Origin of the sequence: Pseudomonas flavocrustae, from assembly GCF_029872515.1 — a bacterium.
Lineage (GTDB): Bacteria > Pseudomonadota > Gammaproteobacteria > Pseudomonadales > Pseudomonadaceae > Chryseomonas > Chryseomonas aestiva.
This window is the reverse complement of record NZ_JAPDIQ010000011.1, coordinates 1-13,795: the sequence shown is the minus strand read 5'-3', so window position 1 is coordinate 13,795 and position 13,795 is coordinate 1. Positions and strand designations below refer to the sequence as shown.

Sequence of the window (13,795 nt, the reverse complement as noted above, 5' to 3'; positions counted from 1 at the left end):
TGACGCACCAATTGAAAATGCGTATGCGGGCATTGAAGCGGAGCGAACGGATAGTCTCGCTTTTTAGCGCCGGTTCACTTCAATGTTTAGATCACCTCAAGCAGCCGTCAACGTCACGCCTGGCGCCGTGCGGACGAAAGGCGTGGCCCGGGGACGGGGCGGTCGCGGGGGCGACGAGCGTGGGGACGAGCGGTTGTTTCGGCGGCAACGGACCGCGTGCCGAGGCAAAAAAAGGCCCGCGGGTGCGGGCCTTTTTCCTTATTCCTCGTTGCGCGAGCGGTAGGGCTGCGGCCGCGAGAGTTGCGGTCGGCCTTCCTGCTCTTCGAAGAAGTAGCGCAGATAGAGGTTGCCGTTGACGTCGCGCTCGTCCTGGGAATTGTCCATGCCCAGGCGACCGCCCAGGGCGAACTGCCCGCTGAGGCGGTATTCGCCATTGGCGGAGAGGCTGTAGGCCACGCCGGTCTTGCTCTTGCTGCCGTATTGGCCTTCGCCGGCGGCTTCCGCGGCCGCCTGCAGGGCAGCGTCGTCCGGATAGCGATCCGCGGCGTCCTGGCGAATGGTCTGCACGCCCAGCATGCCCTGCACCTGATAGGCCCAGAGATCGCCCCGCTGTGCCCACACCAGGGGTACGCCGATGGCGAAGTAGCGCTGCGGGCTGAAGTAGCCGCCATGACCGTAGGTCAGGTGGTTCTGGTTGTTGTCATAGCCGATCGCGGTGGCCGAGAGGCCCACGGTGAACAGGCTGTCCGGGCCATTGCGCAGGTAGTAGTAGACGCCGGTGCCGATCTCGAAGCGGTCGTTGTCCTTGACGTCATGACCGGTCAGACGATGGGCCGCGCCGTAGATGTAGGAGCCGTAACGACCATCGTCGTATCTCAGCCGCGCCAGGCCGCCATTGGCGGTGACGCCGCCCCACTCCTGGCCGGTACGCGGATCGCGGATGCCGCCGTAGGACGCCAGGGAATCGGTCACCGAACGCCGCGACACGCTCATGGCATAGAGCAGGTTCTCGCTGAGGCTGCTCAGCGGACGTTCCAGGGTCGCGCCGCCGACCACGGTGCTGTATCTCAGGCCCACCGGCGAGACGCCGATGTCGCCCTTGAGCCCGCGCCCGGCATCTTCCACGGCGATGGATGCCGCCACGCCGTTTTCCTTCTGGCTGCCGTCGCTGCTGCTGTCGTTGATGCGGGTCGGGGTGACGCGCACGGCCAGGCGCTGGTCGCCGGCGGGGAAGGAGATCTCCAGCGGTGCGCTGACGGTGGTCTGGCGCGAACTGCCGCTGGGATCGTAGCTGCGTACGCTCAGACCCTGGGTGATGCGGATGCTGCGCTCGCGCTGCAGCTGGCCGAGGATCTGCTCGGTGGCCAGGCTGCTCGACAGGCTGCTGGTAGGTACCACGGACAGGTCGTTGAAGGGGTTGTTGGCAGCCTTCTGCGCCTGCAGCGGATCGCTCCAGGCGTAGTCGCCGCCGGCGGCGTTGCCACCCGCGGCGGCCGGAACGGCGGCCAGGGCGTCATCGCTGCGGGTCTGCCCGGGCAGGGTGGCGAAGGGATTGTCACTGGCGCCGGCGGCGCGGGCCGCGGACTCGCGATCCTTGCGCTCCACCTGCACCACTTGCTCCAGCAGGCCGGTCGCGGTGCCGGCCATGCCGATGTCGCGGTAGAGCAGGGCGGCGCGGCGCAGCACCAGGGGATCGCTCTGGCCGAGTTTGACCGCCTGGTCCAGGTACTGGCGGGCGGTGACGCTGTCCTGGGACTTGGCGGCGATTTCGGCGGCGCCCAGATAGAGCTCGGCGTCCTTCGGCTGGTCGCTGAGCACGTCGCGATAGAGCTGGCGGGCCTTCTGGGTGTCGCCGCTGGCCAGGTACATGCGTGCCAGGGCGGCCTGGGCGGCCTTGTCGTCGGGACGGGCCTTGAGCGCCGGCGCCAGGGTGTCGTAGGCGGCAGCCAGCTTGCCCTGGTCGGTGAGGCGATCGGCCTGACGAATGCGGTAGCGGGCGAGGAGGTCGTCGTACTGCTGCTTCTCGCCGCTGTCGAGCACCACCCCCTGCAGGTCGCGCAGGACATTGCCCACGGTCTGGTCCTGGTTCAGCTGCAGCTGGATGCTGGCGTAGTGCAGCTGCATGGCGGGTGCCGGGCGGGTATCGCCGGTGATCATCGGCTTGAGCAGGGCCAGGCCGTGCTCGGGATCGCCGGCGGTGGCGAAGGCTTCGGCCAGGTCGCCGATCAGATCCGGATTGCGGCCGGCGCGGGCTTCCAGGCGCTGCATCAGGCTGCGCGCTTCCTCGCGGCGACCCTGCTTGGCCAGGGCCACGGTTTCGGCCAGTTGTTCGTTGAAGGTGATGCGCGCGGCCAGGGCGTTCATGTCCGGCGAACGCTGCGCCTGGGGAATGCGCATCAGGGTCTGCATGGCGCGCGGGTATTCACCCAGCTCGTTGGACAGCAGGGCGCTGGCATAGAGCACCTCGGGGCGCTGGGCGCCATCCTTGACCAGGCTGTCCACCAGATCGCGGGCGGCGCGCGGCCGGCCCTGACGAACCTCCAGGCGGGCCTGGGCCAGGCGCAGCCAGGGATCTTCCGGGGCTTCCTTGCGCGCCTGTTCGAGCAGCCGCGAGGCGCCCTGCAGATCGCCCCGCGCTTCGGCGGCTTCGGCTTCCTGCATGGCCTGGCCGGCGCGCAGGCGATCCAGGCCCTTGATCGGGCTCTTGGCGCTCGGCTGCAGATTCTTGGTGAGTTGCAGGGCTTCTTCGGTGCGGCCCAGCTCGTTGAGCGCGGCGATGCGCCCATAGTAGGCGTCGACGTTGGCCGGCTCGCGCATCAGCACCTGGCGGTAGGTGGCCTCGGCCAGTTCCCATTGGCGTTTCTGGCTCTGGATGCCGGCGAGGAACAGCTGCGCCTCGACCGCTTCGGGCTTCAGCCGGATGGCTTCCACGCTGAGATCCCGCGCCTGGTCCAGCTCGCGTTTGTTCTCGGCCGCGTGGGCGCGTTCCAGCAGGTGATGGTAGCGCGCCTCGTCCAGCGCCGGCTGCCAGGTCTTGCCCCCTTTCTGCACGGCCTGGGTCAGCAACTGCTCGGCATCGGTCCAGCGCTGCTGCGCCAGGCGGGCACTGCCCAGCTTGCCCAGGGCATCCGGATCCTGGGGCGTCTTCTTCAGCTGGGCTTCCAGCGCCTGGACGGCGGCCGCGGTCGGCGCGGCGTCGGCAGCGGCGGCCCAGGTCGCGTCGGCATGGATCAGCAGGGCGAGCAGACCAAGTGACAAGGTGAGGTGCTTGGGCATGGTTCTTTCCGTGAAGGCTGGTAGGCGTCGCTGCAGCACCTGGCGCAGAGCTGGAACGATTTCGGCTATTAGGGAATAGCTGAACGCAAGCTGAACGGCAAATACAGCCGGGGATGATTCCCGACAGGCCGTGGCGAGTCAACCAAATAGCGCAGACGAATGCCACCGCCAGGCCCCCCGGCGCTGGCCGCGCAGGGCCCGGCGACGCTATACTCTGCGGCTTTCCCACCGTCTTCCGCAGGCCGCCGACCATGACCGAGTCCGTCTCCGCCTACATGACCCGTCTTGGCCAGGCTGCCCGTGCTGCGTCGCGGGTCCTCGCTCGTACGTCCACCGGCCAGAAGAACCTGGCGCTGAACGCCATTGCAGATGCCTTGGGTGCCGATCGCGAAGCGCTGGTCGCCGCCAATGCCGAGGATGTCGCGGCCGCTACGGCTGCTGGACTCGAGTCGGCACTGCTTGATCGCCTGACGCTGACGCCGGCGCGGATCGACGCGATGATCAACGGCCTCAAGCAGGTTGCCGCCCTGCCGGATCCGGTAGGCGCCGTTCGTGACCTGAGCGCTCGGCCGTCCGGGATCCAGATCGGCAAGATGCGCGTGCCGCTGGGGGTCATCGGCATCATCTATGAATCCCGGCCCAACGTGACGATCGACGCGGCCAGTCTCTGCCTGAAATCGGGCAACGCAACCATCCTGCGCGGTGGTTCCGAAGCCATTCGCTCGAATCGCGCCATCGCCGCCTGCATTCAGAAAGGGCTGGCCGAGGTCGGCTTGCCCGCCGCTGCAGTCCAGGTAGTTGAGACCACCGACCGGGCTGCCGTCGGCGCCCTGATCACCATGCCCGAGTTCGTCGACGTCATCGTGCCGCGGGGTGGCAAGAATCTGATCGAGCGCATCAGCAACGATGCCCGCGTCCCGGTGATCAAGCACCTCGACGGAATCTGCCACGTCTATGTCGACGAGGCTGCTGACCTTGCCAAGGCCGAGTCCATTGCCTTCAACGCCAAGTGCTACCGCTATGGCATCTGCGGTGCCATGGAAACGCTGCTGGTCGATGCCAAGGTGGCCGAGGCCTTCCTGCCGGCCATGGCGCGCCGCTTCGAAGAGAGGGGCGTGGAGTTGCGGGGCTGCGAGCGTACGCGGGACCTGATCCAGGCCCTGCCCGCCACCGAGGCCGACTGGTCCACCGAATATCTGGCGCCCATCCTGTCCATCCGCATCGTCGATGGTCTGGACCGGGCGATCGAGCACATCAACCACTACGGCTCCCATCACACCGATGCGATCGTGACGGAAAGTCTCGGCCGTTCGCGGCGCTTCCTGGCCGAAGTCGATTCCAGTTCGGTCATGGTCAATGCGCCGACCTGTTTCGCCGATGGCTTCGAATACGGCCTGGGCGCCGAGATCGGCATTTCCACCGACAAGCTGCACGCCCGCGGGCCGGTGGGCCTGGAAGGGCTGACCAGCGAGAAATACGTGGTCTTCGGCGACGGTCACGTCCGTAGCTGATGAGCAGCCTGCCCACCCGCATCGGCCTGTTCGGCGGTACCTTCGATCCCGTGCACATCGGTCACCTGCGCGCCGCACTCGAGGTGGCCGAGGCCCTGGCGCTGGACGAACTGCGGCTGATCCCCAGCGCCCGGCCGCCCCATCGCGAGGCGCCCAGCGTCTCCGCCGAGGATCGCCTGGCGATGGTGCGACTGGCGGTGGCCGACGTCGCGACCCTGGTGGTCGATGACCGGGAACTGCGCCGGACGCGCCACTCCTATACCATAGAGACCCTGGAAAGCCTGCGCGCCGAACTCGGCGATGAGGTGCAGCTGTTGCTCATGCTGGGTTGGGACGCCTTCTGCGGCCTGCCGGGCTGGCACCGCTGGCGCGAATTGCTGGAGCTGTGCCACATCCTGGTCCTGCAACGACCCGACGCCGACAGCGAGCCCTGCCAGGAATTGCGCGATTTCCTGGCGGCGCGCAGTCAGCCCGATCCCCAGGCCCTGAAGGGACCGGGCGGGCAGATCACCTTTATCTGGCAGAACCCGCTCGCGGTGTCCGCCACCCAGATCCGCGGCCTCCTGACCACCGGGAAGTCCATCCGCTTCCTGGTGCCCGATGCCGTGCTTGATTACATCCGGACGCACGGCCTCTATCCGGCGTCCTCCGAACCGAGGTAAGAGTTACACCATGCAAAGCGAACAACTCGTCCAGGTGGCCATCGCCGCCCTGGAAGACATGAAGGCCCAGGACATCATCTCCCTGGACGTCCGTGAGAAGACCAGCGTGACCGATATCATGGTCATCGCCAGCGGCACCTCCAGCCGCCACGTCAAGTCGCTGGCCGACAACGTGCTGGAAAAGGTCAAGCAGCAGGGCGTACGCCCGCTGGGCAGCGAAGGCCTGGAAGGCGGTGAATGGGCGTTGCTCGACCTCGGTGACGTGGTCGTCCACGTGATGCTGCCGACCACCCGCGAGTTCTATGACCTCGAGCGCCTCTGGCGCGGTGCCGAGCAGAGCCGCGCCGCCCACGGCGAATAACGCCGGTGCGCCTGCGTCTCATCGCCGTCGGCTCGCGCATGCCGCGCTGGGTCGAAGAGGGTTGGCACGAGTACGTCAAGCGTCTGCCACCGGAACTGCCGCTGGAACTCGTCGAGATCCCGCTGCAGACCCGTGGCAAGAACGCCGACGTCGCCCGGCTGATCCGCCAGGAGGGTGAGGCCATGCTGGCCAAGGTGCAACCGGGCGAACGCGTGGTGACCCTGGAGGTCACCGGCAAGCCCTGGAGCACCGAGCAACTGGCTGAAACACTCCAGCAGTGGCGCCTGGAAGCCCGCACCGTCAACCTCATGGTCGGCGGTCCCGAGGGTCTCGCGCCCGAGGTGCAGGCGCGCAGTGAACAGCGCTGGTCGCTCTCGCCGCTGACCCTGCCGCATCCGCTGGTGCGCATCCTCGTCGGTGAGCAGCTCTATCGCGCCTGGACCGTACTGGCCGGCCATCCGTATCACAAGTAGTCCGTACCTGCGATGTCGCAACCCATACGCCTCAAGGACCACGAGAAAGACGCTCAGCTCGTCCGCGCCCGCGTGACGGTCGGGGCGGTGCTCTTTCTCGTGCTCGCCTGCGTACTGGTGGCGCGCATGTACTACCTGCAGGTCATCCAGCACGACTACCACTCGACCCTGTCGGAAAACAACCGGGTCCATGTCCAGCCGATCCCGCCCACCCGTGGCCTGATCTACGACCGCAACGGCATCATCGTCGCCGACAACCGCCCCAGCTTCAGCCTGACCATCACCCGCGAGCGGGCCGACAACTGGCGGCAGACCCTCGATACCCTGGTGCAGGTGCTCGGCCTGACCGAGGAAGATCGCGAGCTGTTCGAGAAGCGCATGAAGCAGGGCCGGCGTCCCTTTGAGCCGGTGCCGGTGCTGTTCGAGCTGACCGAGGAGCAGATCGCCAAGATCGCCGTCAACCAGTTCCGCCTGCCCGGGGTCGAGGTGACGGCGCAACTGGTGCGTCATTATCCCATGGGCGAGCACTTCGCCCATTCGGTGGGTTATGTCGGGCGGATCAACGAACAGGAGCTCAAGCGCCTGGATCCGGTCAACTACAGCGGCACCCACCACATCGGCAAGACCGGCGTGGAGCGCTTCTACGAGCCCGAGCTGCACGGCGAGGTGGGCTACGAAGAGGTGGAGACCAATGCCCGCGGCCGGGTGCTGCGGGTACTCAATCGCACCGACCCCAAGCCGGGCAAGGACATCGTCCTGACCATCGATTCACGCCTGCAGGCCGCCGCCGAAGCCGCCCTGGGTGGGCGCCGTGGCGCCATCGTCGCCATCCAGCCCAAGACCGGCGAGGTGCTGGCCATGGTCAGCCAGCCGAGCTACGACCCCAATCCCTTCGTCACCGGGATCAGCTTCAAGGAATATTCCGAGCTACGCGACTCCATCGATCGCCCGCTCTACAACCGGGTGCTGCGCGGCCTCTATCCACCCGGTTCGACCATCAAGCCGGCGGTGGCCATCGCCGGTCTCGACAGCGGCGCCACCACGCCCCAGGCGCGGGTCTTCGATCCGGGCTACTACGAGTTGCCCAACTACGATCACAAGTACCGCAACTGGAACCACGGCGGCGACGGCTACGTGGATCTGGACATGGCGCTGATGAGATCCAACGACACCTACTTCTACGATCTCGCCCACAAGATCGGCATCGATCGCCTCTCCGAGTACATGGGCAAGTTCGGTCTCGGCCAGAAGGTCTCCCTGGACATGTTCGAGGAGGCACCGGGCCTGATGCCCTCGCGCCAGTGGAAGCGTGCCACCCGCCGCCAGGCCTGGTTCCCCGGCGAGACGCTGATCCTCGGGATCGGCCAGGGCTACATGCAGACCACGCCACTGCAGCTGGCCCAGGTCACCACCCTGATCGCCAACCATGGCAAGTGGATCCGTCCGCACCTCGCCAGGACCCTCGATGGCCAGCCGCCGGTGGACAGCAATCCCATGCCCGACATCGAGCTCAGGGACCCGACCTACTGGGACAGGGCCGTCCACGGCATGGAAATGGTGGTGCAGAATCCGCGCGGCACCGCCCACAAGATCAATGTCGGCGCCCAGTACCGCATCGCCGGCAAGAGCGGTACCGCCCAGGTGGTCGCCATTCGCCAGAACGAGAAGTACAACTCGGCGGCGCTCAAGGAGCGGCACCGCGACCACGCCCTGTTCGTCGCCTTCGCCCCGGCCGACAATCCGCAGATCGCCGTGGCGGTGATGGTCGAGAACGGCGAGTCGGGCAGCGGCGTGGCCGCCCCGGTGGTGCGCCAGGTACTGGATGCCTGGCTGCTTGATGACCAGGGCCATCTCAAGGCCGAGTACGCCAAGCCCACTACCGCCGCGGCCACCGCCGCCGCGACCAAGGTGCAGCCATGAGTCTTGCTCCCAACTTCGATCGCACCATCCCCGAAGGGGACGTGATGAAGCGGCGCGCCACCCTGCTGCAGCGCCTGCACATCGACGGGCCGCTGCTGATCCTGCTGCTGATGCTGGGGGCGACCGGGCTGTTCGTCCTCTATTCCGCGGGCGGGCGCAATCTCGACCTGCTGTTCAAGCAGGCCAGCTCCTTTGGCCTCGGGCTGGTGGCCATGGCCGTCGTCGCCCAGCTCGAACCGCGTTTCATGGCACGCTGGGTGCCCCTCGGCTATGTGATCGGCGTGGCCCTGCTGGTGGTGGTGGACGTCATGGGCCACAACGCCATGGGTGCCACCCGCTGGATCAACATTCCCGGGGTCATCCGCTTCCAGCCGTCGGAATTCATGAAGCTGCTGATGCCCATGATGATGGCCTGGTACCTGTCCAAGCGCAGCCTGCCGCCCAACTTCAAGCACAGCCTGGTCAGCCTGTCGCTGGTGGTGGTGCCCTTCGTGCTGATCCTCGACCAGCCCGATCTCGGCACCGCCATGCTGGTGCTGGCCTCGGGCGGCTTCGTGCTGTTCGTCGGCGGCCTGCAGTGGCGCTGGCTGATCGGCGCGGTGAGCGCCGCGGTACCCATGGCCGTGGCCATGTGGTTCTTCGTCCTGCACGATTACCAGAAGCGCCGGATCCTGACCTTCCTCGATCCGGAGATGGATCCGCTGGGCGCCGGCTGGAACATCATCCAGTCCAAGGCCGCCATCGGCTCGGGCGGGGTGTTCGGCAAGGGTTGGCTGCTGGGTACCCAGTCTCATCTGGATTTTTTGCCGGAAAGTCACACGGACTTTATCATTGCCGTCCTCGGCGAAGAGTTCGGCATGGTCGGCGTCTGCCTGCTGCTGGTGCTCTATCTGCTGCTGATCGGTCGCGGCCTGACCATCACGGTGCAGGCCCAGACGTTGTTCGGCAAGCTGCTCGCCGGCGGCGTGACCATGACCTTCTTCGTCTATGTCTTCGTCAACATCGGCATGGTCAGCGGGCTCTTGCCCGTGGTGGGCGTACCGCTGCCATTCATCAGCTATGGCGGCACCTCGGTGGTCACCTTGTTCACCGGGTTCGGAGTTTTGATGTCGATCCACACGCACCGCAAGTGGATCGCCCAGGTTTAACACGCAACAAAGAAGGGTTAGATGCCGACAATGGGATGGATGCGTCGCTGCCTGCTGAGCCTCGGGCTCGCGGGGGCGATGGGCGTGACGACCGGCGTCGTCGCGGGTGACTACGACGCGGCACCGCTGACGCGCGACTTCATCGCCGAGATGAGTCAGAGCTATGGCTTCGCCCCGGAACAGCTGCAGGCGCTGTTCGGCGAGGTCGAGCGCAAGCAGGCCATCCTCGACGCCATCTCGCGACCGGCCGAGCGGGTCAAGCCCTGGAGCGAATACCGGCCCATCTTCATCACCGATCGGCGCATCGCCCAGGGCGTCGACTTCTGGAAGGCCCACGAAGAAGCCCTGGCCCGCGCCGAGCGCGAATACGACGTGCCGGCCCAGTTCATCGTCGCCATCATCGGCGTGGAAACCTTCTACGGTCGCAACACCGGCAACTACCGGGTGCTGGACGCGCTCTCGACCCTGGCCTTCGACTATCCGCCCCGCGCGCCCTTCTTCCGCAGCCAGCTGCGCGAATTCCTGCTATTGGCCCGCGAACAGCAGGTCGATCCGCTCAGCCTCACCGGTTCCTATGCCGGCGCCATGGGCCTGCCGCAATTCATGCCGGGCAGCTTCCGCGCCTATGCGGTGGATTTCGACGGCGACGGCCACATCAACATCTGGTCCGATCCCACCGACGCCATCGGCAGCGTGGCCAACTACTTCAAGCGCCACGGCTGGTCCGGTCGCGGACCGACCGCCATCCGCGCCCAGGTCAGTGGCGAGCGGGTGGAGGAGGGCGTGGTGGCCGGGATCGAGCCGGTCAAGAGCGTCGCCGAGCTGCGCGCCCTGGGCTGGAACGCCCAAGACCCTGCCCTGCGTGACGATTTGCGTGTAACCTCGTTCCGCCTCGACGGAGACAAGGGACCGGAGTACTGGATGGGCCTGCCCAATTTCTACGCCATTACCCGATACAACCGCAGCGTCATGTACGCCATGGCGGTGACCGATCTGGCGAACGCCATCGCCGAGCGCCATGCCGCGGAGGGTGCCAAGCCGTGATGCGCCTGACTGCCCTGGCGCGCCTGGCCGGTTGCCTGGGCGTCGGCCTGCTGCTGGTGAGCTGCTCCAGCCAGGCGCCCAAGCCGACCAGCAAGGGCGTGGCCGGGCCGGGCGGCTACCTGCGTCCGCACCGTGACGGCGCGCCCTGGTGGGACGTGGACGTCAGCCGGATCCCCGACGCCGTGCCCATGCCCTACAACGGGCCGCTGAAGAACAATCCCTACACCGTGCTGGGCAAGACCTATTTCCCGCTGACCGATTCGCGCAACTACCGGGTGACCGGCACCGCCTCCTGGTACGGCACCAAGTTCCACGGTCAGGCCACCGCCAACGGCGAGACCTACGACCTCTACGGCATGACCGCGGCGCACAAGACCCTGCCGCTGCCCAGCTATGTGCGGGTCACCAACCTGGACAACGGCCGCAGCGTCATCCTGCGCGTCAACGACCGCGGTCCCTTCTATTCCGACCGGGTCATCGACCTGTCCTTCGCCGCCGCCAAGAAGCTCGGCTACGCCGAGATCGGCACCGCCCGGGTCAGCGTCGAAGGCATCGATCCGCAGCAGTACTGGGCCCAGCGTGGCCAGGCGGTGCCCATGGTGCTGGCCCAGCCGCGCCAGGCACCGGTGGCCCAGAAGACCACCGAGACGCAGACCTTCGGCGCCATCGAGACCTATACGCCACCGGTCAACCAGCATGCCGAACCGGTGACGCCCGCAGCCGTCGACGCAAAAAAAAACGTTTCTGCCCCAGCCGCTGGGCTCTATCTGCAGGTGGCGGCCTTCGCCAATCCGGACGCTGCGGAATTGCTCAAGGACAAGCTCAGCGACCTGACCGGTGCCCCGGTGTTCATCAGTTCGACGGTGCGCAACCAGCAGACCTTGCATCGGGTCCGCCTCGGACCGGTCCAGCCGGCTGAGGTCTCCCAGCTCCAGAACAGCGTACGCGTGGCCCGCCTGGGTCAGGCGTCTCTCGTGCAACCGGATTGAAGCAGGGATGCTTCATGACGCCCAGTCGCCGGCCCCAGCCGTCGTGATCCGCCTCGCGCGGATCGACGTGGACCGAGCGGTCTGGGTCCGCTGCTCCTGCCATACCCCAACCTTTCAGAGATTCGGATGACAATCGCAAAACTCGCTCGACGCCTGCTCCTCCTAGTAACGATCGCCTGTGTCCCGGCCGTCTGGGCGGCCGAGACAATGGTTCCGGCAGCGCCCCAGCTGGCCGCCAAGGCCTGGATTCTCATGGATGCCAACAGCGGCGCCGTGCTCACCGAATCCAACTCCGACCAGCGCCTGCCGCCGGCCAGCCTGACCAAGCTGATGACCGCCTACATCGCCACCCTGGAAATCAACCGGGGGCGCATCAAGGAATCGGACATGGTCACCGTCAGCGAGCACGCCTGGCGTACCGGTGGTTCGCGGATGTTCATCAAGGTCGGCACCCAGGTGTCGGTCGGTGACCTGCTGCACGGCATCATCATCCAGTCCGGCAACGACGCCAGCGTCGCCCTGGCCGAGCACATCGCCGGCAGCGAAGACGCCTTCGCCGACATGATGAACACCACCGCGCAGAAGCTGGGCATGCAGAACACCCACTTCATGGACGCCACCGGCCTGCCGGACCCGAATCACTATTCCTCGGCCCATGACATGGCCATCCTGGCGCGCGCCATCATCAATGCCGATGCCCAGCACTACGCCATCTATTCCCAGAAGGAATTCTTCTGGAACAACATCAAGCAGCCCAACCGCAACCTGCTGCTGTGGCGCGACAAGACCGTCGACGGCCTGAAGACCGGCCACACCGACGAAGCCGGCTACTGCCTGGTGGCCTCGGCCGTGCGCGATGGCATGCGCCTGGTCGCCGTGGTGTTCGGCACCAACAGCGAACAGGCCCGCGCCGCCGAGACCCAGAAGCTGCTGACCTACGGTTTCCGCTTCTTCGAAACCCAGTCCTTCTACAAGAAGGGCACCGAGCTGGCCAAGGCGCCGGTATGGAAGGGGGACACCCGCGAAGTCCAGGCCGGTCTGGCCAACGACCTGACCATGACCCTGCCGCGCGGCCAGGCCAAGAAGCTGCACGCCGAGATGGTGCTCAATCCGCAGCTGATCGCACCCATCGCCCAGGGCCAGGTGATCGGCAAGGTCGAGGTGAAGCTGGATGACAAGGTGGTGCACACCGCCGACCTGGTTGCCCTGCAGCCGGTCGAGGAGGGTGGCCTCTTCCGTCGCCTGTGGGATAGCATTCGCCTGTTCTTCTACGGCTTGTTCAACTGATCCGTCACCCTGCAAAGGCCCGCATCCGCGGGCCTTTCACCCCCTGCCGACAGCGATCGGCCTGGAAGTCCGCATGACCGAAGACGTTCAACCCCCAAAGATCGAATTTCCCTGCCCGCGCTATCCCATCAAGGTGATCGGCGATGCCGGTGCCGACTTCGCCGAGCTGGTGCTCGACATCGTCCAGCGCCATGCACCGGATCTGGAGCGCGACACCCTGGTGACCCGCGACAGTCGTAACGGCCGTTTCCTCTCCGTACAGGTGCTCATCACCGCCACCGGCGTGGATCAGCTGCAGGCCATCCACCAGGATCTGCGCGCCACCGGCCGCGTGCACATGGTGATCTGATGAGCACTCCCGCCCCGGCCAGCCTGGGCGTGCGCCGCTGGGGCCTGCGGCCCTACGAGGCGACCCTGGAGGCCATGCGCCGCTTCACCGACGAGCGCGGCCCCGCGACCCCCGACGAACTCTGGCTGCTGCAGCACCCCGCGGTGTTCACCCAGGGGCAGGCCGGCAAGCCCGAGCACCTGCTCGCCGTGGGTGACATTCCGGTGGTGCAGGTCGATCGCGGCGGCCAGGTCACGTACCATGGTCCCGGTCAGCTCATCGCCTATGTGCTGCTGGATGTTCGCCGCAAGGGCCTGGGCGTGCGAGAATTGGTCAGTGCCATGGAAGACAGCCTGATCGCACTGCTCGCCGACTGGGGCGTGCAGGCCGCGGCCCGGGCCGATGCGCCGGGTGTCTATGTGGATGGCGCCAAGATCGCCTCCCTGGGCCTGCGCATCCGCAATGGCCGGTCCTTCCACGGCCTGGCGCTCAACGTTGACATGGATCTGGCACCCTTCCGCCGGATCAACCCCTGCGGTTATGCCGGCCTGGCCATGACCCAGCTCCGCGATCTGGTGACCGGGCCACTAGCTTTCGACGAGGTCCGCGAGTCTCTGGTCCGTCACCTGAGTCTGCGCCTGGGCTACCCCGAACCGATCACCCTGGAATCGGATTGACATGACCACTACAGTACAAGACAGCGTCCAGACCCTTACCCCGCCCGCCCGCCCCAGCAAGGTGGAAGCCGGCGTCAAACTGCGCGGCGCCGAAAAGGTCGCACGCATCCCGGTAAAGA

Annotated in this window: 12 protein-coding genes and 1 pseudogene; 12 read left to right on the top strand and 1 reads right to left on the bottom strand. The window is 66.6% G+C overall.

Annotation, left to right across the window (positions count from 1 at the left end):
- Positions 1–258: 258 nt before the first annotated feature.
- Positions 259–3,276, bottom strand: coding sequence for a cellulose biosynthesis protein BcsC (locus OMP44_RS20805; RefSeq protein WP_280310942.1), 3,018 nt, complete (start codon positions 3,274–3,276; stop codon positions 259–261).
- A 251-nt stretch (positions 3,277–3,527) separates the two neighbouring features.
- Here OMP44_RS20805 and OMP44_RS20800 point away from each other — a divergent pair, with 251 nt between their 5' ends.
- From OMP44_RS20800 to OMP44_RS20745, 12 genes and pseudogenes are all read left to right on the top strand, one after another.
- The gene (locus tag OMP44_RS20800; protein WP_280310940.1) at positions 3,528–4,787 is read left to right on the top strand and encodes a glutamate-5-semialdehyde dehydrogenase; all 1,260 of its coding nucleotides are present in this window, start codon (positions 3,528–3,530) and stop codon (positions 4,785–4,787) included.
- A complete protein-coding gene (gene nadD, locus OMP44_RS20795) occupies positions 4,787–5,449 on the top strand; it encodes a nicotinate-nucleotide adenylyltransferase (protein ID WP_280310938.1) in 663 nt (220 codons plus the stop codon). Before OMP44_RS20800 ends, nadD begins: the two co-directional genes overlap by 1 nt.
- A 10-nt stretch (positions 5,450–5,459) precedes the next feature.
- Positions 5,460–5,810, top strand: coding sequence for a ribosome silencing factor (gene rsfS / locus OMP44_RS20790; protein ID WP_007159669.1), 351 nt, complete (start codon positions 5,460–5,462; stop codon positions 5,808–5,810).
- A 5-nt stretch (positions 5,811–5,815) separates the two neighbouring features.
- A complete protein-coding gene (gene rlmH, locus OMP44_RS20785; RefSeq protein ID WP_007159668.1) occupies positions 5,816–6,283 on the top strand; it encodes a 23S rRNA (pseudouridine(1915)-N(3))-methyltransferase RlmH in 468 nt (155 codons plus the stop codon).
- Between the two features lie 12 nt (positions 6,284–6,295).
- The gene (gene mrdA, locus OMP44_RS20780; protein ID WP_187978592.1) at positions 6,296–8,203 is read left to right on the top strand and encodes a penicillin-binding protein 2; all 1,908 of its coding nucleotides are present in this window, start codon (positions 6,296–6,298) and stop codon (positions 8,201–8,203) included.
- A 44-nt stretch (positions 8,204–8,247) separates the two neighbouring features.
- Positions 8,248–9,351 (top strand): rod shape-determining protein RodA, encoded by a 1,104-nt coding sequence (gene rodA / locus OMP44_RS20775; RefSeq protein WP_280311076.1) that lies wholly within the window; start codon positions 8,248–8,250, stop codon positions 9,349–9,351.
- Positions 9,352–9,390: 39 nt separating this feature from the next.
- On the top strand, positions 9,391–10,395 hold the full coding sequence (mltB, locus tag OMP44_RS20770; protein ID WP_371099744.1) for a lytic murein transglycosylase B: 1,005 nt from the start codon (positions 9,391–9,393) through the stop codon (positions 10,393–10,395).
- Positions 10,395–11,384, top strand: a complete 990-nt coding sequence (locus OMP44_RS20765; protein WP_133863161.1) for a septal ring lytic transglycosylase RlpA family protein — start codon at positions 10,395–10,397, stop codon at positions 11,382–11,384. The genes mltB and OMP44_RS20765 overlap by 1 nt, the downstream gene beginning before the upstream one ends.
- Before the next feature lie 126 nt (positions 11,385–11,510).
- Positions 11,511–12,671, top strand: coding sequence for a D-alanyl-D-alanine carboxypeptidase family protein (locus tag OMP44_RS20760; protein WP_133863156.1), 1,161 nt, complete (start codon positions 11,511–11,513; stop codon positions 12,669–12,671).
- A gap of 73 nt (positions 12,672–12,744) precedes the next feature.
- Entirely contained in the window at positions 12,745–13,020 is a 276-nt protein-coding gene (locus OMP44_RS20755) for a DUF493 domain-containing protein (RefSeq protein ID WP_133863157.1), read from the top strand.
- Positions 13,020–13,676, top strand: a complete 657-nt coding sequence (gene lipB, locus OMP44_RS20750; protein WP_183631280.1) for a lipoyl(octanoyl) transferase LipB — start codon at positions 13,020–13,022, stop codon at positions 13,674–13,676. Before OMP44_RS20755 ends, lipB begins: the two co-directional genes overlap by 1 nt.
- A gap of 1 nt (position 13,677) precedes the next feature.
- Positions 13,678–13,795, top strand: a pseudogene (locus tag OMP44_RS20745) (lipoyl synthase); the annotation flags it as partial.

Coding starts and splice junctions, on each gene's coding strand:
- OMP44_RS20805 (WP_280310942.1), bottom strand. CDS start 3,276: ATGCCCAAGCACCTCACCTTGTCACTTGGTCTGCTCGCCCTGCTGATC.
- OMP44_RS20800 (WP_280310940.1), top strand. CDS start 3,528: ATGACCGAGTCCGTCTCCGCCTACATGACCCGTCTTGGCCAGGCTGCC.
- nadD (WP_280310938.1), top strand. CDS start 4,787: ATGAGCAGCCTGCCCACCCGCATCGGCCTGTTCGGCGGTACCTTCGAT.
- rsfS (WP_007159669.1), top strand. CDS start 5,460: ATGCAAAGCGAACAACTCGTCCAGGTGGCCATCGCCGCCCTGGAAGAC.
- mrdA (WP_187978592.1), top strand. CDS start 6,296: ATGTCGCAACCCATACGCCTCAAGGACCACGAGAAAGACGCTCAGCTC.
- rodA (WP_280311076.1), top strand. CDS start 8,248: ATGAAGCGGCGCGCCACCCTGCTGCAGCGCCTGCACATCGACGGGCCG.
- mltB (WP_371099744.1), top strand. CDS start 9,391: ATGCGTCGCTGCCTGCTGAGCCTCGGGCTCGCGGGGGCGATGGGCGTG.
- OMP44_RS20765 (WP_133863161.1), top strand. CDS start 10,395: ATGCGCCTGACTGCCCTGGCGCGCCTGGCCGGTTGCCTGGGCGTCGGC.
- OMP44_RS20760 (WP_133863156.1), top strand. CDS start 11,511: ATGACAATCGCAAAACTCGCTCGACGCCTGCTCCTCCTAGTAACGATC.
- OMP44_RS20755 (WP_133863157.1), top strand. CDS start 12,745: ATGACCGAAGACGTTCAACCCCCAAAGATCGAATTTCCCTGCCCGCGC.
- lipB (WP_183631280.1), top strand. CDS start 13,020: ATGAGCACTCCCGCCCCGGCCAGCCTGGGCGTGCGCCGCTGGGGCCTG.